25 protein-coding genes and 1 pseudogene are annotated in these 26,700 nt (G+C 61.6%); 13 read left to right on the top strand and 13 right to left on the bottom strand.

What is annotated here, in order from left to right; translation table 11 throughout:
- Window positions 1–15: 15 nt before the first annotated feature.
- Together H4F98_RS01705 and H4F98_RS01700 are read left to right on the top strand one after the other, a co-directional pair.
- Window positions 16–1,353, top strand: coding sequence for a DNA-binding protein (locus H4F98_RS01705; protein ID WP_182684946.1), 1,338 nt, complete (start codon window positions 16–18; stop codon window positions 1,351–1,353).
- A 174-nt stretch (window positions 1,354–1,527) separates the two neighbouring features.
- Window positions 1,528–3,750: a patatin-like phospholipase family protein gene (locus H4F98_RS01700; protein WP_182684945.1), complete on the top strand. Its 2,223-nt coding sequence runs from the start codon at window positions 1,528–1,530 to the stop codon at window positions 3,748–3,750.
- Window positions 3,751–3,769: 19 nt separating this feature from the next.
- Here H4F98_RS01700 and ligD read toward each other — a convergent pair whose 3' ends face one another.
- From ligD to H4F98_RS01685, 3 genes are all read right to left on the bottom strand, one after another.
- Entirely contained in the window at window positions 3,770–6,226 is a 2,457-nt protein-coding gene (gene ligD / locus H4F98_RS01695) for a DNA ligase D (protein ID WP_182684944.1), read from the bottom strand.
- 3 nt (window positions 6,227–6,229) lie between these two features.
- Entirely contained in the window at window positions 6,230–7,192 is a 963-nt protein-coding gene (gene ku, locus H4F98_RS01690; protein WP_182684943.1) for a non-homologous end joining protein Ku, read from the bottom strand.
- Between the two features lie 76 nt (window positions 7,193–7,268).
- The gene (locus tag H4F98_RS01685) at window positions 7,269–7,643 is read right to left on the bottom strand and encodes a hypothetical protein (RefSeq protein ID WP_182684942.1); all 375 of its coding nucleotides are present in this window, start codon (window positions 7,641–7,643) and stop codon (window positions 7,269–7,271) included.
- Window positions 7,644–7,887: 244 nt separating this feature from the next.
- On the opposite strand from H4F98_RS01685, the gene H4F98_RS01680 reads away from it, so the two are divergent.
- Both H4F98_RS01680 and H4F98_RS01675 read left to right on the top strand, forming a co-directional pair.
- Window positions 7,888–8,454, top strand: coding sequence for a hypothetical protein (locus H4F98_RS01680; protein WP_182684941.1), 567 nt, complete (start codon window positions 7,888–7,890; stop codon window positions 8,452–8,454).
- A 741-nt stretch (window positions 8,455–9,195) separates the two neighbouring features.
- Window positions 9,196–9,879, top strand: coding sequence for a DUF4145 domain-containing protein (locus tag H4F98_RS01675; protein WP_182684940.1), 684 nt, complete (start codon window positions 9,196–9,198; stop codon window positions 9,877–9,879).
- 345 nt (window positions 9,880–10,224) lie between these two features.
- On the opposite strand, the gene H4F98_RS01670 is transcribed toward H4F98_RS01675, so the two are convergent.
- The 5 genes from H4F98_RS01670 to H4F98_RS17005 form a co-directional block, all read right to left on the bottom strand.
- Window positions 10,225–11,007 (bottom strand): hypothetical protein, encoded by a 783-nt coding sequence (locus H4F98_RS01670; protein ID WP_182684939.1) that lies wholly within the window; start codon window positions 11,005–11,007, stop codon window positions 10,225–10,227.
- A 493-nt stretch (window positions 11,008–11,500) separates the two neighbouring features.
- On the bottom strand, window positions 11,501–12,457 hold the full coding sequence (locus H4F98_RS01665; RefSeq protein WP_182684938.1) for a hypothetical protein: 957 nt from the start codon (window positions 12,455–12,457) through the stop codon (window positions 11,501–11,503).
- On the bottom strand, window positions 12,454–14,328 hold the full coding sequence (locus H4F98_RS01660) for a helix-turn-helix domain-containing protein (RefSeq protein ID WP_182684937.1): 1,875 nt from the start codon (window positions 14,326–14,328) through the stop codon (window positions 12,454–12,456). The genes H4F98_RS01665 and H4F98_RS01660 overlap by 4 nt, the downstream gene beginning before the upstream one ends.
- Window positions 14,321–15,016 carry a hypothetical protein gene (locus H4F98_RS01655; protein WP_182684936.1) on the bottom strand — a complete coding sequence of 232 codons (696 nt, stop codon included), beginning with the start codon at window positions 15,014–15,016 and terminating at the stop codon, window positions 14,321–14,323. Before H4F98_RS01655 ends, H4F98_RS01660 begins: the two co-directional genes overlap by 8 nt.
- A gap of 176 nt (window positions 15,017–15,192) precedes the next feature.
- Window positions 15,193–15,414 carry a helix-turn-helix domain-containing protein gene (locus H4F98_RS17005; protein WP_182684935.1) on the bottom strand — a complete coding sequence of 74 codons (222 nt, stop codon included), beginning with the start codon at window positions 15,412–15,414 and terminating at the stop codon, window positions 15,193–15,195.
- 71 nt (window positions 15,415–15,485) lie between these two features.
- Here H4F98_RS17005 and H4F98_RS01645 point away from each other — a divergent pair, with 71 nt between their 5' ends.
- Together H4F98_RS01645 and H4F98_RS01640 are read left to right on the top strand one after the other, a co-directional pair.
- Window positions 15,486–15,935, top strand: a complete 450-nt coding sequence (locus H4F98_RS01645) for a helix-turn-helix domain-containing protein (protein ID WP_182684934.1) — start codon at window positions 15,486–15,488, stop codon at window positions 15,933–15,935.
- Window positions 15,925–16,536: a hypothetical protein gene (locus tag H4F98_RS01640; protein WP_182684933.1), complete on the top strand. Its 612-nt coding sequence runs from the start codon at window positions 15,925–15,927 to the stop codon at window positions 16,534–16,536. Before H4F98_RS01645 ends, H4F98_RS01640 begins: the two co-directional genes overlap by 11 nt.
- A 240-nt stretch (window positions 16,537–16,776) precedes the next feature.
- On the opposite strand, the gene H4F98_RS01635 is transcribed toward H4F98_RS01640, so the two are convergent.
- Entirely contained in the window at window positions 16,777–17,133 is a 357-nt protein-coding gene (locus H4F98_RS01635; RefSeq protein WP_182684932.1) for a hypothetical protein, read from the bottom strand.
- Between the two features lie 120 nt (window positions 17,134–17,253).
- Here H4F98_RS01635 and H4F98_RS01630 point away from each other — a divergent pair, with 120 nt between their 5' ends.
- Entirely contained in the window at window positions 17,254–17,532 is a 279-nt protein-coding gene (locus H4F98_RS01630; RefSeq protein ID WP_182684931.1) for a helix-turn-helix domain-containing protein, read from the top strand.
- A gap of 222 nt (window positions 17,533–17,754) precedes the next feature.
- The gene (locus H4F98_RS01625; protein WP_182684930.1) at window positions 17,755–18,033 is read left to right on the top strand and encodes a hypothetical protein; all 279 of its coding nucleotides are present in this window, start codon (window positions 17,755–17,757) and stop codon (window positions 18,031–18,033) included.
- Window positions 18,034–18,252: 219 nt separating this feature from the next.
- Here H4F98_RS01625 and H4F98_RS01620 read toward each other — a convergent pair whose 3' ends face one another.
- Complete coding sequence (locus tag H4F98_RS01620; RefSeq protein WP_182684929.1) at window positions 18,253–18,675, bottom strand: MerR family transcriptional regulator; 423 nt, start codon at window positions 18,673–18,675, stop codon at window positions 18,253–18,255.
- A 69-nt stretch (window positions 18,676–18,744) separates the two neighbouring features.
- On the opposite strand from H4F98_RS01620, the gene H4F98_RS01615 reads away from it, so the two are divergent.
- The 3 genes from H4F98_RS01615 to H4F98_RS16775 are packed head-to-tail and all read left to right on the top strand — an operon-like array spanning window position 18,745 to window position 19,591.
- On the top strand, window positions 18,745–19,074 hold the full coding sequence (locus tag H4F98_RS01615; protein ID WP_246372752.1) for a mercuric transporter MerT family protein: 330 nt from the start codon (window positions 18,745–18,747) through the stop codon (window positions 19,072–19,074).
- 9 nt (window positions 19,075–19,083) lie between these two features.
- Entirely contained in the window at window positions 19,084–19,377 is a 294-nt protein-coding gene (locus H4F98_RS01610; protein WP_182684927.1) for a heavy-metal-associated domain-containing protein, read from the top strand.
- Between the two features lies 1 nt (window position 19,378).
- Entirely contained in the window at window positions 19,379–19,591 is a 213-nt protein-coding gene (locus H4F98_RS16775) for a GDCCVxC domain-containing (seleno)protein (protein ID WP_246372750.1), read from the top strand.
- A gap of 6 nt (window positions 19,592–19,597) precedes the next feature.
- Here the strand turns inward: H4F98_RS16775 and H4F98_RS01605 are convergent, their stop codons facing one another.
- The 3 genes and pseudogenes from H4F98_RS01605 to H4F98_RS01595 form a co-directional block, all read right to left on the bottom strand.
- A complete protein-coding gene (locus H4F98_RS01605; protein WP_182684926.1) occupies window positions 19,598–22,558 on the bottom strand; it encodes a Tn3 family transposase in 2,961 nt (986 codons plus the stop codon).
- Window positions 22,559–22,577: 19 nt separating this feature from the next.
- Window positions 22,578–23,528 (bottom strand): annotated as a pseudogene (locus H4F98_RS01600) (site-specific integrase); the annotation flags it as partial.
- Window positions 23,525–23,953: a MerR family transcriptional regulator gene (locus tag H4F98_RS01595; RefSeq protein WP_182684925.1), complete on the bottom strand. Its 429-nt coding sequence runs from the start codon at window positions 23,951–23,953 to the stop codon at window positions 23,525–23,527. The gene H4F98_RS01595 and the pseudogene H4F98_RS01600, both read right to left, overlap by 4 nt.
- A 92-nt stretch (window positions 23,954–24,045) precedes the next feature.
- Between H4F98_RS01595 and H4F98_RS01590 the strand changes: the two genes are divergently transcribed.
- Window positions 24,046–26,010, top strand: coding sequence for a cytochrome c/FTR1 family iron permease (locus H4F98_RS01590; RefSeq protein ID WP_182684924.1), 1,965 nt, complete (start codon window positions 24,046–24,048; stop codon window positions 26,008–26,010).
- Window positions 26,011–26,020: 10 nt separating this feature from the next.
- Window positions 26,021–26,692 carry a cation efflux transmembrane domain-containing protein gene (locus tag H4F98_RS01585; RefSeq protein ID WP_182684923.1) on the top strand — a complete coding sequence of 224 codons (672 nt, stop codon included), beginning with the start codon at window positions 26,021–26,023 and terminating at the stop codon, window positions 26,690–26,692.
- The last annotated feature ends 8 nt before the right edge of the window (window positions 26,693–26,700 follow it).

Raw genomic sequence — 26,700 nt, 5'->3', positions numbered from 1 at the left:
ATACCGGGAGTTCGCATGAAAGCCAGATCGCACTCGAACCTGCACCCGCTCGCCGCGACGATCGCGTGCCTGATCCTTCCGGCCATCCCCGGCATGTGCTGGGCGCAGCAGGCGGACGACGGCGACGCGCGCCTGCAAGCCCTGCAGGCGCAGATCAACGACGAGCGGCGGGCGCTGAACGACATGCGCGCGGCCCTGCAGCAACGCCAGCAGAACCTCGATGCCCTGCAGCGCGCTCTGGACGACGAGATCCTCGGCAATGCGCGCGGCCGCGGGGGCGCCGCGATCGCGACGACCGGCGCGTTCGACATCCAGGCACAGGGCACGGCGGCGCCCACCGAACCGCTGGCATCCACGCAACCGCAGGTCGTCGGCCAGGCACCCGAAGCCGATACCCGGCCGCCGGAGGTGGCGCAGATATTCGACCAGCCGGGCGTGCTGACCCCGGCCCGCAGCTTCATCCTCGAGCCTTCGGTCCAGTATGGCTACTACGCCAACGACCGCGTGGCCCTGGTCGGCTATACGGTGATCCCGGCGATCCTGATCGGCCTGATCGACGTGCGCCAGGTCAAGACCACCACCACGGTCGCCACGCTCACCGGCCGCTACGGGATCACCAACCGCATGGAGATCGAGGCCAAGGTGCCCTATGTCTATGCGCACAGCGACACGGTCAGCCGCGAGATCTTCACCGGCTCGGCGCAGGACAACGTGTTCAACGCGCAGGGCAAGGGCATGGGCGACATCGAAGCGACCCTGCGCTACCAGATCAACCAGGGCGCGGCCGACAAGCCGTTCTACATCGGCTGGCTGCGCTACAAGAGCCGTACCGGGCGCGACCCGTTCGACGTGGTGACCGATTGCGTCACCCGCTGCGTCGCCAATGCGACGGGCACCGGCCTGCCGCTGGACCTGCCCACCGGTAGCGGCTTCGAAGCGATCCAGCCGGGCGTCACCTGGCTGTTCCCGTCCGACCCGGTGGTGTTCTTCGGCACCCTGAGCTACCTGCACAACCTCAAGCGGGACAACGTTTCGCGCACGGTGCTGGGCGGCCAGACCGAGTTCCTGGGCGAAATCGACGCGGGCGACATCATCGGCCTCAACCTGGGCATGGGCCTGGCCCTCAACGAGAAGGCCTCGATCAGCATCGGCTACGACCACAACGTCGTCGACCGCACCCAGCAGAACGGCGAGGACCTGCCGGGCTCGGTGCGGCTCAACCTGGGCACCCTCCTGCTGGGCGGCACCTACCGCTACAACGAACACGTGTCGCTGAACGTCGTCGTCGGCGCCGGCCTCACCCGCGACACCCCCGACCTCAGCCTGACCGCGCGCATCCCGATCACGTTCTGAGCCCGGCGCCTTCTTCGCTATGATGACCGGGCCACGAGCGGCGGCGGGTGGGGCGTGCCGCGGGCGATCATCTTCCTTGGGGACGGGCGAACGGCAGTGGGGACATCCAGCAGTACCGCGCGCGGGGCGAAGCGCCGTCGGCACTGGGCGGCGTTCGCCGCGCTCTTGATCGGGTTGGCGTCAACGGCAGGCGCCTTCGCCGCCGGACCCGCCACCCCGCAGGCAACGCAGGCAACGCAGGCCCGCGAACGTCCGCGTACCTGCCTGGTGCTGGGCGGGGGCGGAGCACGGGGCGCGGCGCACATCGGCCTGCTGAAGGTCATCGAGCGCGAACGCATTCCGGTCGACTGCATCGTGGGGACCTCCATGGGCGCGGTGGTCGGTGGCCTGTACGCGGCGGGCTATGGCGCCGACGAGATCGAGTCGATCCTCACCCGCATCGACTGGAACCAGGTCCTGCGCGACCGGCCGCCACGCGACGAACGCAGCATGCGTCGCAAGCACGAGGACCTGCGCCTGCTCGGCGGGGTCGAACTGGGCGTGCACGACGGCAGGATCGCCATTCCGCGCGGCATCATCCAGGGACAGCAGCTGGAGCTGCTGCTGCGCCGGCTGCTGGTGTCGACCTGGCGCGCCAGGGACTTCGACGCGCTGCCGATCCCGTTCCGCGCCGTCGCCACCGACATCGTCAACGGCGAGAAGGTCGTCTTCGACCGCGGCGACCTGGCCACCGCCATCCGCGCCAGCATGTCGGTACCGGCCGCGTTCGCACCGATCAACGTCGACGGCCGCCTGCTGGTCGATGGCGGCGTGATCGACAACGTGCCCATCGACGAGGCCCGCAAGCTCGGGGCTGAACGCATGATCGTGTCGCAGGTCGGCGCGCCGCTGATGCGCGAGGAGCAGCTCGATTCACCGCTCGCGGTCAGCCACCAGATGGCCAGCATCCTGATGAAGAAGGCGGTGGACCAGCAGATCGCGACGTTGACGGCGCGGGACGTGCTCGTCAAACCCGAGCTCGGCGACCTGGGCAGCGAGGACTTCCATCGATCGACCATGGCCGTCGGCGCGGGCGAGGCCGCGGCCGAAACCGTGCTGCCCGCGCTCCGGCACTTCAGCGTGGACGCGACGGCCTACGCCCGGTTCCAGCAACGCCACCGGCTCATGGAGTACGACGCGCCAGTGCTGGATTTCGTACGCGTGCCCAACGACGACACGCGTTCGGGCGACTACATCGAGGAGCGCCTGGCACCCATGGTCGATGCGCCGATCGACATCGATGCGGTCGAGAGCGACATCGCCACCGTCTACGGCGAGAACCGCTACGAGAAGGTGCAATGGCACCTGGAGGAGGAGGACGGGCGCGCGGGCCTGGTGGTCGTTCCGCGTGACAAGCGCTGGGGGCCCGGCTTCCTGCACTTCGGCCTGCGCCTTTCCGACGACTTCGACGGCGACAGCAACTACCAGCTGCTGTCGCAGTACACCCGCACCGGACTGGGCCGGGATGGCGACGCGGAACTCGTCCTGGGGGCTGCCCTGGGGCAGGTCGAGAACCTGTTCGCCGAGTACGTCGACCCGTTCGGCGACGGAGGCCGCCAGTCCCTGCTGGCCGGCGTCGAATATCGCGCCACGAACCTGCCGCTTCGCCTCCTCGACAACCGCACCTTCGCCGAGCTCCGCTACAGCCAGTGGCTGGCCTCGCTGGGCTGGGCATGGTCGCCGACGCGGAACTGGGAACTCAGCGTGGAGGCCAGCCGCGGCCAGGAGCGCATCGGCCTGCAGGTGGGCGATCCCTTCCTGTTCTCGGGCTATGCGCGCGGCCTCGCCAGCGTCGGCATCGGGCTGCACCACGACACCCTCGACAGCTCGGTCTTCCCCACCCGCGGACAGCGCCTGGGCATCATGCACGACGAGTACCTCGACACGCTCGGTGGCGAGGACGACGCCAGTTCGACGCGCCTGAGATGGGATGCCGCGTGGTCGCGCGGCAAGGACAACCTGCTCTTCGGCGCACGCCTGACTTCGTCCACGGGCGGCGAGAACCTGCTGGCCACCTATGGCTTCCTCGGCGGCCTGGGCAACCTCTCCGGCTACCCCGAACAGGCCATCTTCGCGCCGCAGATCGCGCTGGGTCGGGTCGTCTACTATCGCAAGCTCTCGCGCGACGACACGCTGTTCGCGCTCCCGCTGTATGCCGGCGGCTCACTGGAGTGGGGCGGCTACTGGGAAAACCGCGACGCGGTCTCCATCGACGACATGATCGGCGCCGGCAGCCTCTTCGTCGGCATGGATTCCTTCCTGGGTCCGATCTTCCTCGGTTACGGGCACGCCGAGAGCGGGCACAGCGCCTTCTACCTGACCTTCGGCTCGTTGCTGCGCGGACGCGATCCGTTCTGACCGCGCACGATGGCCGTCGCTACGAATCGAAGTCGGGCAGGGCTTGCTGCAGGCGACCCATGCCGGCCCAGGGATCGTCCTTGAGCGCGGCCGCGCGACGCCGCGCCCGGTCCAGGTCGTAGGCACCCGGGCCCACGACGCGCCCCAGTTCCTCCCAGCGCAGCGGCACCGCGACCGGCGCCCCGGGCCGCGCGCGAAGCGACCACGAGGCCACGCTCGTCGCGCCGCGCGCATTGCGCAACCAGTCGATGAAGATGCGCCCCTTGCGCTTGGCCTTGGCCATGCTGGCAAGGTAGCGGTCGGGGGACTGCGTGGCCATGGCGACCGCGAATCCCTCGCAGAACGCGCGCGCATGGTCCCAGCCGATGCCGTCGCGAATGGGGACCACGACGTGAAGGCCCTTGCCGCCGGAGAGGCGCACGAAGCTCTCCAGGCCGACTTCGCCGAGGCGGTCGCGGACATCGCGGGCGGCAGCGACGACGGCCGTCCACGGGACACCGTCGCCTGGATCCAGGTCGAAGACCAGCCGGTCGGGCGTCTCCGGCGAGCCGGTGGTCGCGCCCCAGGGATGGAACTCCAAGGCGTTCATCTGGACCAGTTCCAATACCCCGTCGATGCCATCGACGTACAGGTAGTCTTCGCGGCCGCTCTTCTGTTCCAGGGCAATGGCTTCAACGTGCGGCCCCAGGCTGTCGGCATGATGCTTCTGGAAGAAGCAGGGCGACTGGCTGCCCGCCGGGCAGCGGAGCAGGGAAAGCGGACGCCGTACCAGCTCGGGCAACAGATAATCGGCCACGGCACGGTAGTAGTCGGCCACGTCCTGCTTGGTATACGGACTGTCGGCGAACATGCGCCGGTCGGGATGCGTGATCTGCATGGGGCCTCCTTCGGGCCGTTGCAGGGCAGTGGCAGAACGTGTTCCTCCCAGGTCCCCGACGACCTTGTCGTGTCGGACCCGCTGGAAGCTGGACTGGCGCAACAAGCCTTCCTTGCCCAGACCGCGAAACGCCAGTTCCACCACAACTTCAGGCTTTACCCAGGTCACGCTGGAGCGGGAGAAGGGTACGTGGGCCGGAAGCTCGACGGGCGCGGCGCTCTGTTCAAGAGCAATGAGTCTTTCGTGCAAGGCCGCGAGCGTGCGATCGTCGAAGCCGGTACCGGCACGGCCCATGTAGCGCCAGGAGGTACCGGCGGGAGAGGCCACCAGCAGCGAACCGAACCCCAACCTCGCGCCCTTGGGTTCGGTGAATCCCACGACGGCGAATTCGTCGGTCGTGGCGTGCTTGGACTTGACCCAGTCACCGCTGCGCCCGGAGCGGTATGCACTGTCCACGCGCTTGCTCACGACCCCTTCGATCCCGGCCTTGGCGGTCTCTTCGAACATCTTCGCGCCGTGGCCGACGATGTGGTCGCTGTACGCCACCACGCCCGGTTTCTGGCCCACCAGCGCCTGCAGGAGGCGCTTGCGTTCGACCAGCTGCGAGTCCCGCAAGTCGACCCCGGCCAAGCCGGGCAAGTCGAACACCAGGTAGCGGAGGCGCGCGCGCGACGTGCCTTCCAGTACCCGCTGAAGTTCTGCGAAATCACTCCTGCCATCCGCCTCGAGGACCACGAGTTCGCCATCCAGGCAGGCCTCCGTCACGGGCAGCGCTTCGATGGCGCGGGTCACCTCCAACAAGGTATCGGTCCAGTCCACGCCGTTGCGCGAGCGAAGAACGGCCTTGCCCTGGACGAGATCGGCGAGCACGCGGTAGCCGTCCCACTTGATCTCGTGCAACCAATGTTCCCCGGCCGGCGGCGCGTCCCGTGTCGTCGCCAACGCAGGCTCGAATCCGATCGGGGTGCCTTTGGCGCGCGCGCCCTCGAGGTCGGCGGCCTTGCGTCTCCAGCGGCCTGAGTTGGCGCTGGCTTTCGTCGACGTGCGTCGCCTGGATGGGGCGCGGGCGTGCCGCGGCTTGGACTTCGCTTCGTCACCAAGCAGGTCGTCTGCGTCCTGATCCAAGGCATGCGCGTCGTCGCGCTTGATCAACAGCCATTGCGGCTGCTTGCCTTGCATCCCGGTCCTGACGAGCTTCCAGCCCCCGGAAAGCTTCTCGCCGGCGAGAGTGAAATCCAGTTTCCCCCGGGCGAGGGCGGGCAGGGGATCGCCTTCCATGGCCCAGTGCCCGTGATCGAACACATCGACATGGCCGGCGCCGTAGTGGCCCTCGGGGATATCGCCTTCAAACCCGGCGTAGTCGAGCGGATGGTCTTCCACCTGGACGGCCAGCCGCTTCTCGCCGGCCCGCAGGGACGGCCCCTTGGGTACGGCCCAGCTCTTGAGGACGCCGTCCATCTCCAGCCGGAAGTCGTAATGCCGGCTGCTGGCATGGTGGAGCTGGACCACGAAGATCGGGCGATGGCCGGGACTGGCGACACCCGCCAGTGGTTCGGGCGTGCCCGATCGTCGTTTTCGCGAATATTCGTGCAGCGCCACCGGTCACCCGGCCTTTCGAGTGTCCTTCGCGGACGAGGTGGAGCCCTTGGCCGCCTTCTTGCGCGTCGACTTCGACCTGCTCTTTTTCGCAGCAGGCTTCTTGGCTGCCGACTTCTTTGCAGCGGGTTCCGGCTTCTTCGATGCGGCCTGCTTCGCGGGCGTGCGCTTCTGGCTGTCGATGCTCTTCTTGAGCAGGGCCATGAAGTCGACCACATTGGTCGTCGCGTCCTCGTCCAGTTCGTGCTCGGATTCCTCGATCTTCGCCTTGGCGCCCTTGGACTTCATCTTCCTGCGGATGACGTCCTGCAATTGCTCCCGGAACTCGTCGTGGTAGTCGTCCGGCGCCCACTTGCCCGACATGGACTTGATCAGCTGGCGAGCCATGTCGAATTCCTTGTCGCTGATCCGGTAATCGCCCGTCTTGCCGACCGGCAGCCGATAATCCGCCGGATCGACCAGCTCCTGCGGATAGCGCAGCAGCAGCAAAAGCAGGGCATCGTCCTGCGGCACGACCGCGCACAGGTACCCACGGGTACGGATGACAACCCGGGCGACACCCACCTGGCCGGTTTCCTTCAGCGTCTCGCGCAGCAGTACGTAGCCTTTCTCGGCCTTCTTCGCGGGCACCAGCACATAGGGCTTCTCGAAGTACTGCAGCGGGATGTCGCCGGCATCGACGAAGGCCTCGACCTCGACCGTTTCGTGACTGTCGGGCGCTGCGGAGGCGATGTCCTCCTTCTCGATCACGACGTAGTTGCCCTTGTCGTACTCGAACGCCTTGACGATGTCCTTCCAGGGCACCTCCTCGCCGGTTTCAGCGTTCACCCGTTCATACCGGATCGGGGTCTTGCTACGGGCATCAAGCATGCGGAACTGCAGGTCGGTTCGCCGCTCGCCCGACATCAGCGAAACAGGGATGTTGAGCAGACCGAAGGACAGGGTCCCGGTCCAGATCGGGCGCGCCATCGCTTGACCTCATACCGACCGCGGGAACGGGAATCCTCGCACGCAGGCGTGAAGCCGGTGTCGGGACGGCGACTGCTCAGCAGCGGTCTTCCTCCACCCAGGCGTTGCCCTGCTTGCGGTACAGCACGCCGCCGATGCAGCGCCCGCCGGCCTGGCGTCGCGCCTCGCGGTCGCGGTCGGCCTCCATCCGGGCTTCCTGTTCCAGTCTCGCCGCCTCGATGCGCTTCTCGCGGATTTCGGCCAGCCGCGCCTCGCGAACCTCGGTGGTCAGCGCCGGTGGCGATGCGACCTGCACCGGCGCGGGCACCGCTGCCGGCGCCACGACATCGGCCTCGCCCGAACATCCGGCCATCGTCAGCACGGCCGCCAAGCCGGCGAGTCGTCGCGACCATGCCGCGAGGCGATCCCCACGCGCCGTTCTGCCCGCATGCGCGATGCCCTTGATGTCCATCTTGACTCCTTGCCTGTCGATCGCCGGATTATCCGACATGATGGTAGGGCGGAACGGTCGATGCCGCGCGCCGCCCGCACTAGCCGACGGGTCCACCCGTCCGATGGGTCGGCGCACTGGCTCGGATCAAGAAGATGTACGACTACGAGAATTGGCGGTTCCCCAAGCAGTACGTCAAGTGCTACGAGTCGGCCGAAGTGCACACGGTCAAATACCGAATGCCGGCGCTCGTAGAGAAGCGCTAATGGTCGCCCCGGTCGCTCTCCTGCTAGGCGGATTGGCGTTCTTCGGAGTGTTCCGCGATTCAATGTTCGCAAGGGCGGATGAGCCGGAAGAAGCCGCCGTCTCTGACGGCGGCGCCTCCGGCGCATCGCCCGCCGCACAGGGTCCGCGGACAACGATAAGCACGCCACAGGCCTACGCCGAGCGATTCACCGCCATGGTCGAACCTGCTCCATGGACGGCGCCTGCGTATGTCGATCGACCGGTGGTCGCTGAGCCCGTCATCGCGTGCATGAGTTCCGGGGCAGGGGAGAGTGCCACCGGCTACCGTGAGGCCAGCGTCACGTGCGTGACGGAGCAGGGCACCCGCTACCAGATGGACGCCAACGCTGCGCGCGATCTTGCGCGCTACGGGCCCGCCTACAACCCGTTTGCTCGACCAGTTCGTGAGGAACGGCAGCAGGCGGCCCACAGCGAGGACGAGCGCGCAGCCGCGCCGGCGCCCCGGTCAATCCGTGGCTCGATCCTCAACGGCCCGCAGATGAGCCACTACGGCGATATCGGCGTCGAACCGAAGCCGGGCACGTGAGCCTCGACCACGTGCTCATCCTTCTGGTATCCCACTTCACGCCGAAGTGGGTTGTCCTGGGCGCAGTATTGGCAGGGGTCGCCATTGGGCGGGTGTGGGCGCAGCCCACGGATAACCGAAAAGGATCTGCAAAGGATCGCTGAAAGCCATGCGGCGTAAGGCTTTCAGAGGATTACCGATCGACAACGGACCCTGATGACCGGCTTTCGAGGTTCTGCTACGCTCGTCACAAATCAGGGGGTGACAGCAATGAGACGGATCTTTGGGCTGCTGGTTCTGCTTTCCATGTCGGGCGCTGCGGGCGCCCAGACCCAAACGCTCTACCGGTGCGTCCCGAAGGGTGGGGGACCCGTCAGCTTCCAGTCGGAGCCTTGCGACGCCAATTCCCGCACCGCCTCCGCCACCCCCTACACGCCAGAGCGTGAGCCGACACGTGCGGAAAAGGCTGCTCGCGAAGCCGCTGGGCGCCGAGAGTCCGCCTACCTCTCAAGTCTCGCAGGCACCGGCAATTATCGTCGGCCCCAAGCCCAAGGGGCATCGATTCCCGTACACGGTGGCAGTAGATGCGAAGACGCAAAGCGCACACGGGATCAAGCATTGGAACGCGCTGGCTTGAATCGAACGCTTGATGGGTTACGAGCTTGGGACAATTATGTCATGGAGCGCTGCAAGTAGACGATAAATTTCAGGCTTAGAATTGTTTTAATTAATTCTATAGGTTAATTAATTTGAGGTCACACCATGTTTGAAGTGGTTAAATCAGATAGCAAGGCCTACAGAGTCGATCATTTCCCCGACGTTTGCCCGCAGTGCCATCATGCAATCGAACCGAAGTATGAAATGACGCGTGAATTAGGGTTCTTGCAGTCTCATGTAGAGAAGCGGATCGATGTTTTCTTTTCATGCCCTCGGCAATCTTGCAGAGCATCTTTCATTGCATTTTACACAGTGCCTCCAGGTGTATCTAGCCAACTGGCCATTTACGATCTCGACTCGGTCGCTCCGCAGATGTCCAAGATCCCCACCTTACCTGACAGGGTGAGTTCGCTTTCGCCATCTTTTGTAGAAATTTATAGTCAGGCAGACGTGGCGGAACAGAGTAACCTTGATCAAATTTGTGGCTGCGGGTACCGAAAAGCACTTGAATTCTTGATCAAGGATTTCGCATGTCATTATCACCCGGCCCAGATCGAGACAATAAGAGGGGCCACGTTAGCAACCGTTATTAGGAATCACATTGACGAGCGATCAATAAAGACTCGCGCAGAGCTCGCTTCTTGGCTCGGAAATGACGAAACACACTATGTGAGAAAGTGGAGCGACAAAGACCTGAACGACCTCAAGGCGTTACTGGAGTTGACCGTCGCAGCAGTGAATCATCACCTGTTAGCAGATCACTACCAGTCTGAGATGAAGCCTGTCTGACTGGAGAACGGCGCTCAACTCTGTCAGAGACATATGCAAATAGCCGATCGTGTCTATACATGACGCGATCTAGCACATTGGGTGCGATCCACTCACGATGAGGGTTGATCAACCTGGCACCGGCCAAGCGCCAGCCCGACTGTTCACGGTAGATAACTCCGTGCAGGCCAAGTCATTGATCTAACGAGGCATTTTTCTACGTCCCTAGTTGCAGTCTCCCGCGGGCAGGGCAGAAAAAGTTGTGCGGAGGCTGTCCATTGTAGAAATTGCTGGCACATGGTTGATTCGTTGCAGAAATTTTTACGCAGAGTAGACGCGTAGAGGACACCTGAATCGGATTATGTCTCAGGGAGTGTCATGATTGACCTTCTCCCGCATCCACATGAACCGAAGAAAGGTCTTTTCACGCTTGTATCGGACGATCACGGCAGGTGTCCAGAGTCTTCTGCTTGGAGTCGGGTTCGCCCTGCTTACGACCCGCGTTAAGGAAATGTTGGCTGCTTCAGCGTAAGCACGGCATACGATTCGTTCAAGAGCCACCAGTAGCCCGTACTTGCGCTCAGGTTCACAGTCTTCGCGGCAGATGGCGACGCTTAGATCACGGATGATCATCTGCGCTTTCATCGAAAGAATTCTGCCGTCAAAGAAGGCTCGCGTGGTCACGGTAAAAGCGGGCAGGAGTACAATTGACATACGAGCACGCTCAGTGGCCGCACCAGAATGTTGCTCGAGGCCCAGTAACACACGTTCACGTGCTGAAAACGCATTCTCGGGGAACCGGCTAGCAACAGCTGAAGAGACGCTTCTCATAGATTTTGCAATAGACGCGGGGAGCTCGATGAAGAACTCTTTGGTGTCACGTATGTCCCGTGCTATGCGTGTCAACTCCCCGTCAACGGCAGGGGGCTGGAAACGGGCAACAGTGCGTCTGACCAAAAGATCATCGGCTGGGGCGCCAGGTTTCCACCACGGTTTACGATCCTTGCAGGATGTGTCCGTGTGGTACCAAAGGAATGGCGAACCATCGAATCCAAACGCATCTCGGCTTGCACGACTCATCTCCGCCCACTTCAAGTAACGCCGGATCATTGCAACACGTTGAGCGATCTGATCCGGAGACTCGTTCAAGATTGCTTTCAAATCAACGGGATCGAATCCGCACGAGCAAAGCAGAATTGGAGAGTCGCGAACCACGCTTCTCCAAAGGGGGATAGAGCAACTTTCGCATGTGCTTGCAAGTGGGCATCTATGCCATGGGCATTGGTTCACCCAGGGCATCTGGAAAAGGTTTGAATGGAACCCACTGCGCATGCACTCGCGACACGTCGTGAGGGTCGGGTTGGCAAAACCAGGCCCGGAGCCGAACGCTTGCCAAGGACCCGAATCCCAAAGTGTGGCCAGAGGTTCGGCAGTGGGCATTTTCTTCACGATGGAAGCGCGCAACTTTTCTGATTTTCTTAGACGCAGACTCCAATCTTCGCTGTAGTTGAGGCGCACACCCAGTGCGGAAAACGCGTGAGTTGGAGTCAAGCAGTTCAATCTCAGGATTTGGGTAAGCAGGCCAAAAGCAGAAACACCTAATAGATCGTCGTTCGATCGGTGGGCCATTCTCCAATCAGCGTCAGTCATCTTCGTCACTGAAGTCCACTTCACCGGACTCCCCGTCATAGGCAGCCAAATCGGAAAACTGGACCGCAAGCTCAACGTCCGGTGCAGTAATCGTCGAAAACATCGGTTTGCAAATTGTGCGTGTCGCTAGGAAGTTGGCGATCAGGCTGAAAGCCTTCAGAGGCCACTCGCCGTCAACGTGCTTACCTGCTGCAGCGCGATACTGCTGACCAGTTTCCCAGATCAGTTGCGCTGATTCGCACATCCGCCATCCGGAATCGTAGAGCGATGGCGCCATGCGTCTAGGAAGGGTTACTCCTGATCCGGACGCCGTCTCAACTTCATCCTCAAAACGTTGAAGATAGGTGTGTAGATCCTCGATACCACGGAGTCCGTGCAAGGCGTGATACCTAGTCAAGAACCTACTGCGAACCTGCGGAGTCACGATTAGCTTATTGATCTTTTCCCTGCGTCCCACGGTGTGATTGTCCTGAAACAGGGACAGTAAAAAGAATCGCTGCCCTCCTTCTTCTAGAGCGTTGTCTATATCGATGAAGTACTGAAAACTTTCAGCATCAAGCAAGTTCGCATCGTCCATAATGAACAGGAAGAGTTTTGCTTTTGATGCCCGGGTCTTTAACGTGACGGTGTTAACTATCCTAAGCAGCTTTTGCTCTGGTGCCTGCTGGGAGATAGGTTGCAGACCGAGTCGTGCCGTGAACCAGTCATAAAAGGCGCCCTGACCGGACTTGAGTTCACGGAGACGGGCAATTGTCGCGACATAAGGAGTGTCGAGCCAGCCGTGGCTGGCCTCGATGTACTCAGCCAGAGTGGTTTTCCCGAAGCGTGATAAGGAATGCAACCCCATTCCCGCATACTCAGCTTCTATCGCCGACGAGAGGTGAGTGAGGCCACTCTCCATGCCTCTGGTGGGCACAATTGGGGTGCCGCTGGCCTTAAATACGGTCACTTCAGGCGCCCTTTCTTGCCCAATGTGACCGGGCCGCTGAGAGGCACAAACACTTTTCGAGCCTTAATTGCTTTGGATGGCTCGGCAGGTGGCTTCGATGTTTCGTTTGAGTCTTGAATTGCATCGAGGGCATCTCTATGTTGCGCCATCATCGTGGCGGCATCTGAGCTGGATGCGAATAGGCTGCGCAGGAAGTTGCGATAGACCTCCACAGCGTCGTTGGCGCCCCTTATCTCGAAATTTCCATTCTTTGAGTTGCGGTATATCAATCGACGCAGCGCCAAGCTATGTGCCGTACGACTCCACGGGCGAATGGCACGCAAAACCACAAAAAGCTCGCCACTTTCGTCGTAGAGCCTGATGAATCTCGCATCATGAATATCGATGCGTGCAATGAATCGTTGTCCAATCAAGTCCCAACGATTCTTTACTGCCGCTGATCGATACTTGGCGTACTGGAATCGGACGTAGGGTTGTTTCTTGTTCTTCTTCGAGCCCCGAAACACCCCAGAGAACTGTAGCTGAGATAGTTCGCGCGCTTGATCATCAAGGGTGGTTGTTGAGAAAATCCACCCGCCTGAGGCATAAAATGTTTGCAGAACTTGTGTCGGGGAGCGCATTTGCAAAGAATTCCGTTCGCCGACATTTGAAGCGCTGATCGTGACATCCATCAGGTCCTCAAGCGAATCAGGTGAGGATGGATAGTTTGCCGAGTTGTAGTTGGTCGTGTTTTCTTTCTCCGAAACGTCGCCGGCGGGTCGGTAACCGCCAGGAAGCTTTCTGATGGTTGTCTCTTCTAACCGCTTGTTCCATGCCTCGAGATGTCCGCGGGCTTCCGGTACGCCACTTTTTCCGAAGTGAATAACACCTCGAAGTTGGCTCGCGAGCTTTTGGCGGTTGACATTAAGTCGGTGCGCCATGGCGTTGTCCATGCTCGTGATAGCCCCGCAGGCTACGAAGCCGATGGCTTCCGACGTTCCAATCCCACTTCCGGCGACGTAGGCCATTGAGGGCGACACAAGCGCCCGTGGCGTCCATGAGCGCAAACCGTTGGCACAAGCCTCGTTGAAATCTGTGCCGTTATAGTTCCTGCCGAAGCACAGCTTCCAACTGCAGCACATGCGCAGGAGAGCGAGATAGCCCACCAACAGCCAAGTGCAGGTGATGCGTTGCAGAGCCGACTGGCCATCGCCGTCTTCTCCCTCCACGCAGATGTCACAGTCAAGTTTGTGACCATCGTATTGAGTCCAGTCACACAGCTGCAGCGCAAACACATCTGGAAACTGAGCAGCCGCGACGTTGTCTTCGATCTCGAAGGCCTCGTCGACAAACGGCCTACCTAGCCGTTGTTTGCGGATGTAGCCAATCACGCTGCGCCGGGCGCATTTGGGATCATTGGCAGGGTATCGATCTCTTGGAATCAGCTCTTTGACCTTTGACCGATACTTGTTAAAGAACGATTCGAACTGCTTGCTTGGAAAGTTGCGCTCTGGAAGGCGGCCAGAGTAAGTCTCCAGGAACTCGCAGATGCTGGGCGCCAGTGTTAGAAACGTCCTAAATGCGCCTGGTCCGGCATTCTTCGGATACTCGACCGGAGTCTTTTTGCTAGGGGTCCTTACTTTGTAGGGGAGGGCAGCTCGCCACCCGTTCATTCTTCCATCCGAAGCCACGCTGACGGCCTTACCGATCGTTTCTGACAGCGTCTTGGCATTAACGCCATACTTCTTTGCCGCTGATGCCATGGACATGCCCCTCGCGACGGCGATGATGGCGTTCTTCCGTGCGTTGAAAGCAGCTTGTTCCTTTTCCTTAAGGTGGTCCGTGGTGAACTCATCCCATTCGGACAAGATCTGTGGCGACAGGTCACGCATTGTCCTTCTCCATAAGATGGACAGCGGTTGCAGTCGTCAAGCGTTGTGCGGGATCAATGCGCAGTCGGCCTTGATGGATAAGCGCGCATGTCGCGCTACGTACATCGCGCCAATCGAAAGGTGGTAGAGATCTTTCCAGCCCATAGAAGGAGCTCGTGCGGTAAATTTGCATGTGCTGCATGATTGCAGGCACGAGGACGTCGATTGAGTGCAGTGTTGTTGCTGCCTGCACGTAAGGCAGCATTTCCAAGCGCGTTGCATTCGCTACTCGATCTGTTGCGATGGAAGCGGCCTTTCTTATTGAGAGGCTGATTCCGGACTTCTTGCAGGCTGCGAGCACGCTCGCACACAGCCTTTCTTCTTTTCTTACAGCCTGAACGGTTGGCTTGTTTTGCCGTCGAAACAAGAGATATTGCTCACTGTTATCTGACCTTCGAATCCAGAAGCAGAGCTCAACATTCTGATCATCAGCGACAATGAATCGAGGGCGCTCCACAAACGCAGTGACATCCGGATCGAACTCGAGCGCCAGCGCGATCGCTAGGCGGCAAGGCTCAACGACCGTGACCAATCGACCATTGGCCTTGGGAGAGTGATAGAGATAGATGTCGAGGCGTTTTTCCTCTGCCTGCGTCAGGACGCGAGCGTTATGGGGCAGGGGCGCCGTCGCCTCTTTCGTGTCGTGCATGGCATTGATTCCGACAAAAGCTGCCCGTCACCAAGGCAAAAAAGCCGGCGAGAGCTTGACGAGAGGGATGCGGCCATGCATAGTGCTGTGGACGACCAAGTCCGTTGCACCTCAAGGCCCTCTAGCGCACCAACGCTGAGGGCCTTTCGCATTCCGCGCTTTGGGGCACAACTAGCTCACGTAGCACCTCCTTTATGCGTTGGGTAGCGATCTGGCCAGATCGCTTCAGGCGTCGTGCCCAACGTGAGGGCGATGGCGGCCTCGATTCGCCTGGAGCGGCGCTTGCCCAACGACGTGGCTGAGACCGTCGTGGGTTGGATGTTCAGGTTTCGCGCAATGATTGCGAAGGAAGACCCGGCAATGCGCAGCCGAGCCTTAAGCGCTTCGTGTTGTGCCATCGAGGATCCCATGTGCTAGCTTATAGCGCATAATTGCGCTTCATGATAGTGCACAAATGGGTATCATTTGAATGGGTTCTTCCACTAGTCCAATCGACAAGGCCCTCATCGGAAGGCGCTTGGCTACGGTCAGGACAGGTCTCAAACTGAGCCAAGGGGCCTTCGCTGAAGCCGTCGGCGTTTCGAAGAGGTCGTACGTTCATTACGAGCGCGGCGAGCGAGAAGCGCCCGCGGGTCTGATTAAAGCCATCTATGACCAGTATGGGATCGACCCGGTCTGGCTGATGTCAGGCGACGAGATCGAGCCGAAAGTCGCGGGATCTCCGGAAATTGACTTCGCACTGATCAATGGAGTGGTCGGCGCACTGGACGACGAACTTGGCCGGCTTGGCCGGCAGATGCGTCCTGAGCACCGGACCCGGGTGATCCGCGCCCTCTACCAGGTTGCCCTGGAACAAGGCCGCATCAGTCAAGAACTCGTCACAGATGTCGTAGCGTTGGCGGTGGCACGTGGCCGATGAAGACAAGGAGAATCAGTGCGATAACGTGGTGCCGCTCTTGCGCGCGGTTCAGATGGAGTGCGCCGATTTACCGCAGACAGGTAAGAATGAAGCAGTTGAGAGCATGATCGAACTTGTCCGTGACGCCGTGCGGGAATCCGAGATCTCGCCAGAAGGACGTGACACGGCGGCTGAATACGATGAAGTCGTGTTCAAGAAGCGGTTCGGATTTTCTGTCAACGCCGCACAACGGAGATCCATCTTCGCCCTCAAGCGTGAGGCGGACCTCACCGACGATGAGATCTGTCTGCTCAAACGATCGGGAAGCCTGCGCTACGACCACAACCCAGCCACCATTGATGCACCGCGCAGCCTGCTGATACTTGGCCTACTCATGATGGCTGCTACAACTGTTTTTGCGGTCTCGATCCTGCTAAAGACCGGGTTCGGTGAACTGAAGAGCCTAGCTCTCATTCCAATTCCCATCGCGATGGTAATTGGCTTGGTCTATCTCATCGTTCTTATAGATAAGCAATACGTTCGGCCATACAGAATCGCTCGAAGGATCAAGGAATCCGCGCGCCGTAGCTTCCCAGATTGGCGAAATCCGCCGGGTTGCTGAGATTGGTTGCGGCCCTTGTTGCTTCAATGAGGCGGCTCATTCGACAAGGCCATATGATCATGGGCTCCCGCCACATCTAGGCTGTCGTGCGGCCAAGCAGTACCTCAGAGCTCGGCCATCCCGTCCAGTACCGGAGACCCAAGCGAGTCTAAGAACGAGATCTCTTCGGTGAGTGTCATCGAATGCTGCCTCTGTTCGAATCGAACATGATGATCCAAGAACGAGTTGATCTGCGGTTGATCAGGCAGCCGATCCCTTTTCTGTATCAGGCGCTTCCCTGATTCGGCTTGCGTAGGTCTCCAGGAACATTGCCGTATGGAATCGATACTTGCGCGCTTCAACTGGAAGCGGAATTCCCATTTGCTTAGCGATCAGCGTCGCATAGCTAAGCTGTGCGTCAGTGGGCTGCTTGATGTCCCAGTCGATGCTTTCGGCTAGCAAGCGATCCAGTTGCTTTTCGAGCTTGCGAACGAACGTATCACGCACATTTCGATCTTTGATGCGTTCGTACTGAATTGTGAGCGCCTCTTCCAGACGATCAGAGACGTAGAGTTCAAGCGACATGTCGACGGCTGGATTAACAAGGTAAAGAGCCATCAGTTCTGCGCAAAGGCATTCGGCCGGGATTGGGGCCGATCATCCTCTCGATCCTACATGATTTTCATGTAATCGGTAGTCGTGCCATAGATTCCTTGGTCGCCCATCCCCGGTGCGACCATGTCAAAAAAAACCATCTACTCGGCCGAGTACCGTCGGCTTGTCAAGGCCCTCAGGGACCTCCGTGAAGGGGCAGGGGTCAGCCAAACAGCTTTAAGCGTCATGCTGGGATGGCCTCAGCAGCGGCTTTCCGCCGTAGAGGCCGGTGCACGCCGGCTCGACGTGATGGAGTTCCTGCAACTAGTCGGTGCGTTGGGGCTGACTCCAGAGGCCGGCATCCAACTGGCTGTGGCGGCCGCAGGCGCGAAGAACAGGGCGGCTCGCTCAAGCAAACGGTAACCGTTATTTCTTGACGCCGTGATGGGCGCCGGGCAAGTTTCCCGCGGGAAACGGGTGACGGCCGAACACAATCCTTAGTGGATCGGGCATTCGGCGATCTTTGTCGCGGATTCAGTTCGCGTGGCAACGTATTTCAACTAAAGTGGTTATCAGCGAAGTTCGCACGAACCGATCGCTTGAGATTGATCAAGTTATCGAACTTGAAAGAGGTGGAGGTGCCCGATGCGTCACGGATCGCTGCTTACCCTGGTCGAGCTGTACGAGGTAGCGAACAACGCCCTCGTGGCACAGCGTCGACGGGTGTGGAATGCCATCGAAGCGGTGGAGCCTGGATTGGCAGAAGAACTGCTGCAGCTGTTCTCCACGTCAGATGCCGCGTCGCTTTGGCTGCTGAAGGCTTCTGGGGCTAACCAGCCATGCCCGGCCAAGGCGATTGCAGAGGGCAGTGCAGCGGAGCTGCGTGAGCGGGTGCTGCGAACGCTTCACGGGAGTGCGGCCTAAGTAGTTGAAGTGCTAAGCCATTGATTTTGAAGGCCATAAAATTATGGTCGCGAACATAAATACACTATAAAAACCTGGCACTGATGAGCCCAGACCCTGATCGATGGGGCGACCACTGGAATAGTGTTGCGCTAGCGATTAGGGGCCGTTATCGGGGTTCAGCCGAGATACGTGTAAAAGTGCCCCACAGGACTTGATATCGCAATTCCTTTCAACGACTTAGCCGACATTTTTTTGCTCGGCCGGTTGCGCCAGTAGATCGAGCGTCGGGCACGGTGCGCCTGTCACCACGTGGCGACATTCCTCTACCAAATGCTCAAGGTCGACTTCCAATTGGCGTAGCTCGTCCAAACGCTTCCGTACCTCGGCCAATTTCTGTTCGGTCAGCCGCCGCGTCTGCTCGCAAGCACGTTGGCCTTTGATCTCCAACAACCCTGCTATCTCGTCGAGACTGAATCCCATCGCCTGTGCTCGGCGAATGAACTGAAGTCGGCCGACTTCGTTGAGCCCGTACCGGCGGACGCTGCCCATTGGGCGCTCAGGCTCCGGCAGCAGGCCTCGCCGCTGGTAGTAACGGACCGTTTCGACATGCACGCCAGCGGCCGCGGCCAGCCGGCTGATCGTCATTACGTTGGTGGCCATCGGCTTGACTCCGTACTTAGGTACGGAGATTACCATGCGGGTATGGCCCAACGTCCCGAACAGTCCTCCTTGCCTGCCCTCTTGGGCGCCGCCGTCGCGGCCATTGGCGCGTCCGTGTGTTGTGTCGTGCCCCTGGTGCTGGTCCTGATGGGCATCAGCGGTGCCTGGATCGCCAATCTCACTGCCCTGGACGCGTGGCGCCCGTGGTTCAGCGCGGCCACGTTGGTGTTCTTGGGCTGGGCATTCTGGATGCTCTACAGCCCGGCCTCGCGCTGCCGTATCGACGGCATCTGCGTCGATCCCGCGCGATTGCGACGCCGACGGCGCTGGCTGTGGTTCGCCACCGGCCTGATCGCTCTGCTGCTGCTCTTCCCTTACTACATCGGCTGGTTCCTGTAGGAGTCCCACATGCGCAAGATCCTTCTCGGTTTGGTATTCACGGCATGGATGGGCCTGGCTTGGTCGGCTACGCCAAAGAAGGTTGTCCTGCAGGTGGAAAACATGACCTGCCCGGCGTGCAGCATCACGATCGAAAAGGCGTTGGACACAGTCCCGGGCGTAACGGCGAAGCGTGTTGACACCCAAGCTGCCACCGTGACGGTGGCGTTCGATGCCGAGCGCACCAACGCGGCCGCCATCGCGAAGGTCATCACAGATGCCGGTTTTCCAGCCACTACCAAAGTGAGCGCGAACGGTGGCTGAGATGCAGTTGCAAAGCACGCTCACGTGCCCGGCATGTGGACATCAGGCCACTGAAACCATGCCCACCACGGCGTGCCAGTTCTTCTACGAGTGCTCCGCCTGCCACACGCTCCTGCGGCCGAAAACAGGCGATTGCTGCGTGTTCTGTTCCTACGGTACGGTGCCGTGCCCGCCCATCCAGCAACACAGTCCCTGCTGCGGCAGTGCAGATTGACCCACGCTATGCCGCCAGGGCCAGCTCGATTTCGTACGGTTCTGGAAGAGCGTCCACGTCGATCAGGTAGTCGCCGAAGCGCTTCACGTGGCTGGTCACGTAGGGACTGAGTGCCGCCACGTCCTCCGGGGTGATCTTCCAACCTGCTCGCATCAGCATCTTAATGATGCGGGTCTGTTCGACCACGTTGTGAAAGATGACGGCGTTGGCGACCAGGTCGTTGTACTTGACCGCCTTCTCCTGCTCGAGCGGATCGTTATCGGCGATCACGCCCTCTCCGCCGAAGAAGAAATACTTGGAGAATCCGTTATAGGCCTCGACCTTGTTGGTGGAGGCGGTGATCTGCTCGCGCAGCTCGCGGTCGGAAATGTATTGCAGCAGGAACAACGTGCGTACCGCGGCCCCCAGAGCCCGAAAGGTCTGGTACAGCCGATTCTTGCGGCTGTAGTTGCCAAGCTTGCGCAGCAGTGTCGACGCCGCGATCTTGCCGGACTTGATCGACAGCACCACTTGCATCAGATCCTTCCAGTGGGTCTCGATCAAATCCCAGTCCACGTCTTCCCGGAACAGCGCGTCGATGTGCTCGTAGCGGCTGTCCTCCTCCGGACGGAAGAACCGGTAGTCGCGCCAATTGCGGATACGCGGCATCAGCTGGATGCCCAGTAGATGCGACAGCCCAAACACCGGCAACGATTGGCCCTGAGTATCGGCGTGGACGGTGTCAGGTTGGATATCAGAGGTGTTCTTCAACAGCCCGTCGATGATGTACACCGCTTCCCACACACCGCAAGGGATGAAATGACTGAAGAGCGCCACGTAGGTATCAGATACGTGGTGATAGGCAATGCCGCCGTAGCCGCCATAACGGATGTGGTATGACGCGAGCAGATTCTGGTCGTACAGGTCGTACTTGGTGCCGTCGGCCGCGGCACGCTTCCCGTCACTCCAGAGTTTTGGGAGTTGCAGGCCGGCATAGCTGTTGATGATGTCGCGACAGGCCGCTGCCAGCTTGTTCGCATCCACGTGCCGGCGATTGACGAACGACAGCATGTGCGCGGAAGCGGCGCCACGCAGGTGCCGTGCGGCTTGGGCCGGGCCAAGGTTGCAGCCATAGGTGAACGCCGTCAGCACGTAGCGCTCGGTCGGCTGGTCGATCTTGGTGTCGGATCCGGACAGCGGTCCGAAATGCCGCGGCCAGCCGGTCCAGTGGGCCACGTCGCACAGGATCTCGATGACGCTGCGCTCGCGCAGGCGGTCGAGGATCGCGGTTTCCAAGGCGCGAGCACCGCGGCTCATGTCCTTGGCCTTGTGGCGTTTGAGCACCGGCAACCCGTCGTCGTCGATGATCACCTGGCCGTTCTCCAGATAACCCTGGTCGGTCAGGTCTGCAACCTGCATCAGCTTGCTCTGCAGCGCATTGACGAATCCCACCGCAGAGGCCGGCAAGCCTACTTGGCGACAGTAGTCGTCCAGCAGCGGCTCGCACTGCTCCCAAGGCAGCAACTGCTGGCGGTAGTCGGCGTAGGTTTCCGAGCCGCGTACAGCCACGTCGCCGGATTTCAGTTCGTTGGCCAGCGAGGAGAACACGCACACCTCGAACAGGCGGCGATGGATGCGTTCCTCTCCCTGTTCGGTGCGGCGGGTAATGGTCTTTCGCCAGAGATGGGTCGTGAACGCCAGATCGACCGGTTCATCGAGCCAATCGCCGCGGGCACGCTCCTGCGACAGGATCAGCTCGATAGCATCCATCAACGAACGGTCTTCGGTGGTGGATTCCAAGTCTAGCCTGCGCACCATGCGCAGGATGGTGGCGCGGTGGCTCTTATAGAATGGCCACAGCAACGGCAGATGGTTGTCACCGCTGTGGGCGGCGATGGCCTCGCAATCGGCCTGCAGGGTCTGGGCGCCCCCGCGCGTGTGGACCAAGCGGCGGATTTCCCGTCCCGCGTCGGTGTCGCCAGGATGGCGATCGAGCACCTGGATCACATCCGACATCGTGGCCACGATGGCCTCGGTCTTCTCGCGGTAGCGCGCATGCAGCCGCTCCAGTTCCTCTTTACCGCGGTTGTGGATGTTGCCCATGCGTTTGATGAACATTTCCGCCAAGTCATCGCGGGTTTGCACGCGGGCGCGGTGGATCAGGCACAGTAGTAGCGCGTGTCGCTTGGCCGGGCCGAAATCGCGCAGTTCGGCGGCGTCCAGCGCCCGGGCCTCGGCAGCAAAGTGCTTGCGTTTGAGTTCTGGCACCTCGGCCAGATGTTGCTCGTCACCTACCAGCTCGCCTAACTGGGCGATATGATCGATCAGTTCCTGGAAGTGCTGCAGCGACGAGCGCTTGGGCAAGCGCTTGATGGCCTGCAGCTGGCTCTTGGTGCGAACGTCGGTGACGACCAGAAGATCGTCCAGCCGTTGCTTCTCGTCCACCGTCAGACGGGCGTCGATGAGGGCGAAGTAACGACTGTTGACCAGGGTCCGAATCCGTCGCGCCAAACGATCCAGCGCAGAGAACGCGGGGAGCTCGATGCGGTCGCGCACGAGCTGCTCGATCGCCACGTTGATCAGATCGGCCGGATTGTCCATGACGGCCGCGGCTTCGTGGATGGCGCGTGCCGCCACGTCCAGGCCACCATCGGCATAGGCGCGAACCTGCAGATAGGTCCGGATGCGCTGGAAATAGCGGTAGCGCTTGTTCGGCGCGATGTCGGCGGGCTTGACCTGGACCCGGTACCGCAAGGCATTGCGAAGGTGCCGGACGACCGCGGCGGGCACTTCATCAATTGCCGGGAAGTAGCCCAGTCGCTGGAAGGATTTGAGCAGGACGGCCAAGGTCAACCGATGGCCGGGTTGCCGGGCGCTATCGGTGATGAAAGCCAATTCGGCGTCGGTCGGCGTGTAGGCCGTGACCAGTTCCCGGACGACCGGGTTGCGCTTGAATTGTGGGTACGCGGTCCGCTCGATCGACGCCATGCGGGTCCTTAGTCGGTCACGGGGGTGGAAGTGTCGGCGCTGGCAGGCCAGCCTCGATGCGCTGGCGGGCGAATGGGTCGCCGCCATCGAGGTAGCGCATGGCCGAGTGCACATCGCGCCAGCCGACGTACTCCATCAGCGCCTTGACATCCCACCCGTTGGCGTTGGCCCATCCAGCGAAACCGCGACGCAGGGAATGGCTGCTGTAGTCCTCAGCATCGGGAAGGCCGGCGGCCATGAACAGGCGGCGCAGCAGCGGAATCAAACTGTTCGGATGCAGCGGCGTCTCGCTCACGTGGCCCCAGCGATCGACACCGCGGAACACCGGCCCCTGTATCAAATCTGCCGCGGCAATCCATTCAGCAGTCGCAGTCACCGGACACAAGCGCGACAACGCCGGCACCTTGTACGTATTGCCCATGGCTTGGCGATCCCCCTTGCTGCGCGACAGGAAACAGGTCATGCCTTCACCAGGCACCAGGCGCAGGTGTTCGACCTGCACGCGGATCAGTTCGTCGCCGCGGAAGCCCCGCCAGAAGCCCAGGAGGATCAGGGCGCGATCACGCTGAAGGCGGAGTGCATCTGCGCAATCATCGCGTTCCTGCGCAGCTGCAATCGCGGTACCAAGCCAATCATCCACCTGGGCCAGTCGGGTCAACTGCAGCGGTTCGGCCTGCTTTTCGACCGAGGGGTGGAGGGTTTGAATGCCCTTGAGCACCTTGCGCACCAAGGGCGCCTTGGTCGGATCGACGAAGCCCTGTTCGGTATGCCACTGCGCCAACGCCGCCAGACGTTGCTTGAGTGTGTTGGTAGCCAGTTGGCCGGCGTACTCGGCCAGGTAACGGGCGACGTTGTCAGCGGTCGCCGGCAAATGACCACCCCACTCAACCTCGAAATGCCGCACCGCTGAGGCATAGCTCCGTCGCGTATTCTCGCGCGTGGCGGCTTCGAGGTACCGGTCCAGCGTCATACGCGACGCCGGGCGACGTCGCGCTTTGAGACGATTCCCGTGTCCCGCAGCGCATGGAGGATGGTGCAGCACTCGCGCTCGCCGCCGGCGCACTGGGCGATCACACGTTCCAGTTCCATGACCATGCGCTGGAGTTCGTCGATCCGCTGGCGGATGTCAGCCAAGTGCGTGCGAGCGATCGCATCGACATCGCCGCACGACATTTTGGGATCATCATCCAACCGCAGCAGGCTGCGGATTTCCTCCAGACTGAAGCCCAGTTCGCGCCCGCGGCTGATGAAGCGTAGCCGCTCCACCTCGGCCGGACGGTAGGCGCGGTAGCCACTTGCGGTTCGTGCCGGTGGCGGCATCAGCCCGACACGCTCGTAATAGCGGATGGTTTCCAGGTGGCAGCCGCTGGCAGCGGCGGCGTCACTGATTTTCATTCGCATTCCTTGACTCTGTAGCTACTACGGACTTTACGCTGCGCCCCTTCCGGTGCCAACTCAGAGACCGGCACCTTCTTTCGTGACCGCCCATGTCCCTGCTTGCCGCTCTGATCCGCAACCTCCTGATCGCCGCTTTGGTGGCCTGGGTGGCCACATCCCTTCCTGCGAGCGCCGCTGAACCGAGCCAAGCCAATCCGCGCCAAGCTTGGCAAATGCTCGATTACATCGCAGTGGACTACGCCGGCGCGATCCAGCACGGGCGCGTGGTGGTCCCGGGCGAATACGCCGAAATGCAGGAGTTCGCCAACACAGTGCGAACGCAGTTGGCAGCCCTGCCTGCCGCGCCGAAGCAGCCGGCATTGGTCGCGCAGGCCGATCGGCTGGTGGCGGCGGTGGCGGCCAAGGCCGAGCCCGCACAAGTGGCGATGCTCGCCCGTGGACTGGCTGACGATGTGCTGGCCAGCTACCCGATTGGGGCGGTGCCGGCTGCACCGCCCGAACCGGCCCGTGCGGCCGCGCTCTACGCCCAACAGTGCGCGGTCTGCCACGGCCCCACCGGACATGGTGACGGTCCGGCTGCGGCGGGTCTGGATCCCCCGCCAATTGCCTTCACCGACGCCGCCCGCGCTGCCCAGCGCACACCGTTCGCCCTGTACGAGGTGATTTCGCAGGGCGTACCGGGTACCGGGATGGCCAGCTTTGCCGCGTTGCCCGAAGACGACCGCTGGGCGCTGGCGTTCTACGTGGGCAGCTTGGCGTATTCGCCGCAGGCCCGCACTGACGGCGAGGCGTTGTGGCGAAAGGATGCCGAACTGCGCGGGCGCATTCCCACGCTCGAAGCTTTGACGCGCACCAGCGAGGTCGGACTTGCCGCTTCGGTAGACGCCGAGCAGGCCTCGGCGATCATCGCCTACCTGCGCTCGCGACCGCAGGCGGTGAACGAATCGGTTGCCGACAACCCCGGACCGTTCGCGCTGGCGCGGCAGCGACTGGCCGACAGCCAGCGTGCCTATGCCGCCGGCGACGCTGCACAGGCCCGGTCATTTGCCTTGTCGGCCTATCTGGATGGTGTGGAGCCGGTCGAGCCGACGCTGGCCACGCGCGATGCCGCCTTGATGCGGGACATCGAAACTGCCATGGCCCGGTTCCGCACCCAAATCGGCCAAGGCACCGCACCGGCGGAGGTATCGGCGCAGGCGGTGCAGATCACCGAGTTGTTCGATCGCGCCGAGACGGCGCTGCAGGACACGTACACGGACACGACTACGGCCTTCCTCGGCAGCTTCACCATTCTGGTGCGCGAGGGCCTGGAAGCGCTGCTGATCGTGATCGGCATGATCGCGTTTCTGCGCAAGGCCGAGCGCCGCGAGGTGCTGCCCTACGTGCATGCCGGCTGGATCGGCGCGCTACTGGCCGGCGGGATAACCTGGATGGTGGCGACCTATCTGGTGGGCATCAGTGGCGCCAATCGCGAGGTCACCGAAGGCGTGTCGGCGCTGTTCGCTGCGGTGGTGTTGCTGAGTGTGGGCATCTGGATGCACCAGAAGAGTCTGGCCGGGCGCTGGCAGCAGTATCTGCACGCGAAGATGTCGGCGGCATTGACGCGGCGTTCGGCGATCTTCCTGTTCCTGCTGGCCTTCGTCGCGGTCTATCGCGAGGTGTTCGAGACGATCCTGTTCTACATCGCGATGTGGAGCGAACAGGCTTCCAGCGCAATTATCGCGGGCCTCGTGGCCGGAAGCGTGGTTCTCGCCGCGGTGGCGTACTGGATGCTGCGCATGAGCAAGCGCCTGCCGATCGGCCGGTTTTTCTCGATCAGTTCGATCCTGATCGCGGTACTGGCGGTCATTCTGGTCGGCAAAGGCGTCGCCGCCTTGCAGGAGGCTGGCTGGGTGTCGCAGGTGCTGGTCACCGCGCCTCGCATCGAATGGCTCGGCGTCTACCCGTCCTGGCAGTCGCTGTTGGCGCAGCTGACCGTCGCAATCGCCGCGGCAATCGGCTTCTTCGTCAATACCCGCACTTCACGCGCCTTGGCACGGGAGGCCAAATCATGAGATGGATGCCATGAGCCAATGTGATTGCCACGACACGGCGGCGGCGCTGAGCGCCAATACTGACCACGCCCGCCGACGTGTGTTGTGGATCGTGCTGGCGATCAACTTGTTGCTGTTCGCCGGCGAGTTCGGTGCCGGCTGGTGGGGCGATTCGAGCGCGCTGCAGGCTGATTCGCTGGACAGCCTGGGCGATGCGCTGGTCTACGGGCTGAGTCTGTGGGTGATCGGCGGCACGCTGCGTCAACGCAGCAAGGCCGTGTTCCTCAAGGGTGGGATCCAGGCGTTGTTCGGTGTTGCGGTGCTGGTGGAGGTCGGTCGCCGCGCCTGGTTCGGCACCGAACCACTGGCTCCAGTCATGGCTATCGCGGCCACCGTGGCTTTGGTCGGTAACCTGGCCTGTTTTGCGCTGCTCACCCGGTTCCGCAGCGACGACATGAACATGCGCTCGGTCTGGCTGTGCTCGCGCAATGATCTGGTCAACAATCTCGGCGTGATCGCGGCCGCCGGCCTGGTCGCCTGGCTCGATGTGGCTTGGCCGGATCTGGTCATCGGCGCGCTGGTCGCGGCGCTGTTCCTGCACACGGCCGCGCACGTGTTGTCAGGTGCGTGGAAGGACTGGCAGCAAAGTGATGGTCTTGCTTCGCAAGATTCCCGATCCACGTCTTGCGCTTCGCGACGTTGAAGAACAAG

Origin of the sequence: Marilutibacter spongiae, assembly GCF_014145325.1 — a bacterium.
Lineage (GTDB): Bacteria > Pseudomonadota > Gammaproteobacteria > Xanthomonadales > Xanthomonadaceae > Marilutibacter > Marilutibacter spongiae.
The sequence above is the reverse complement of the archived record's forward strand: the minus strand, read 5'-3'. Positions and strand labels throughout refer to the sequence as shown.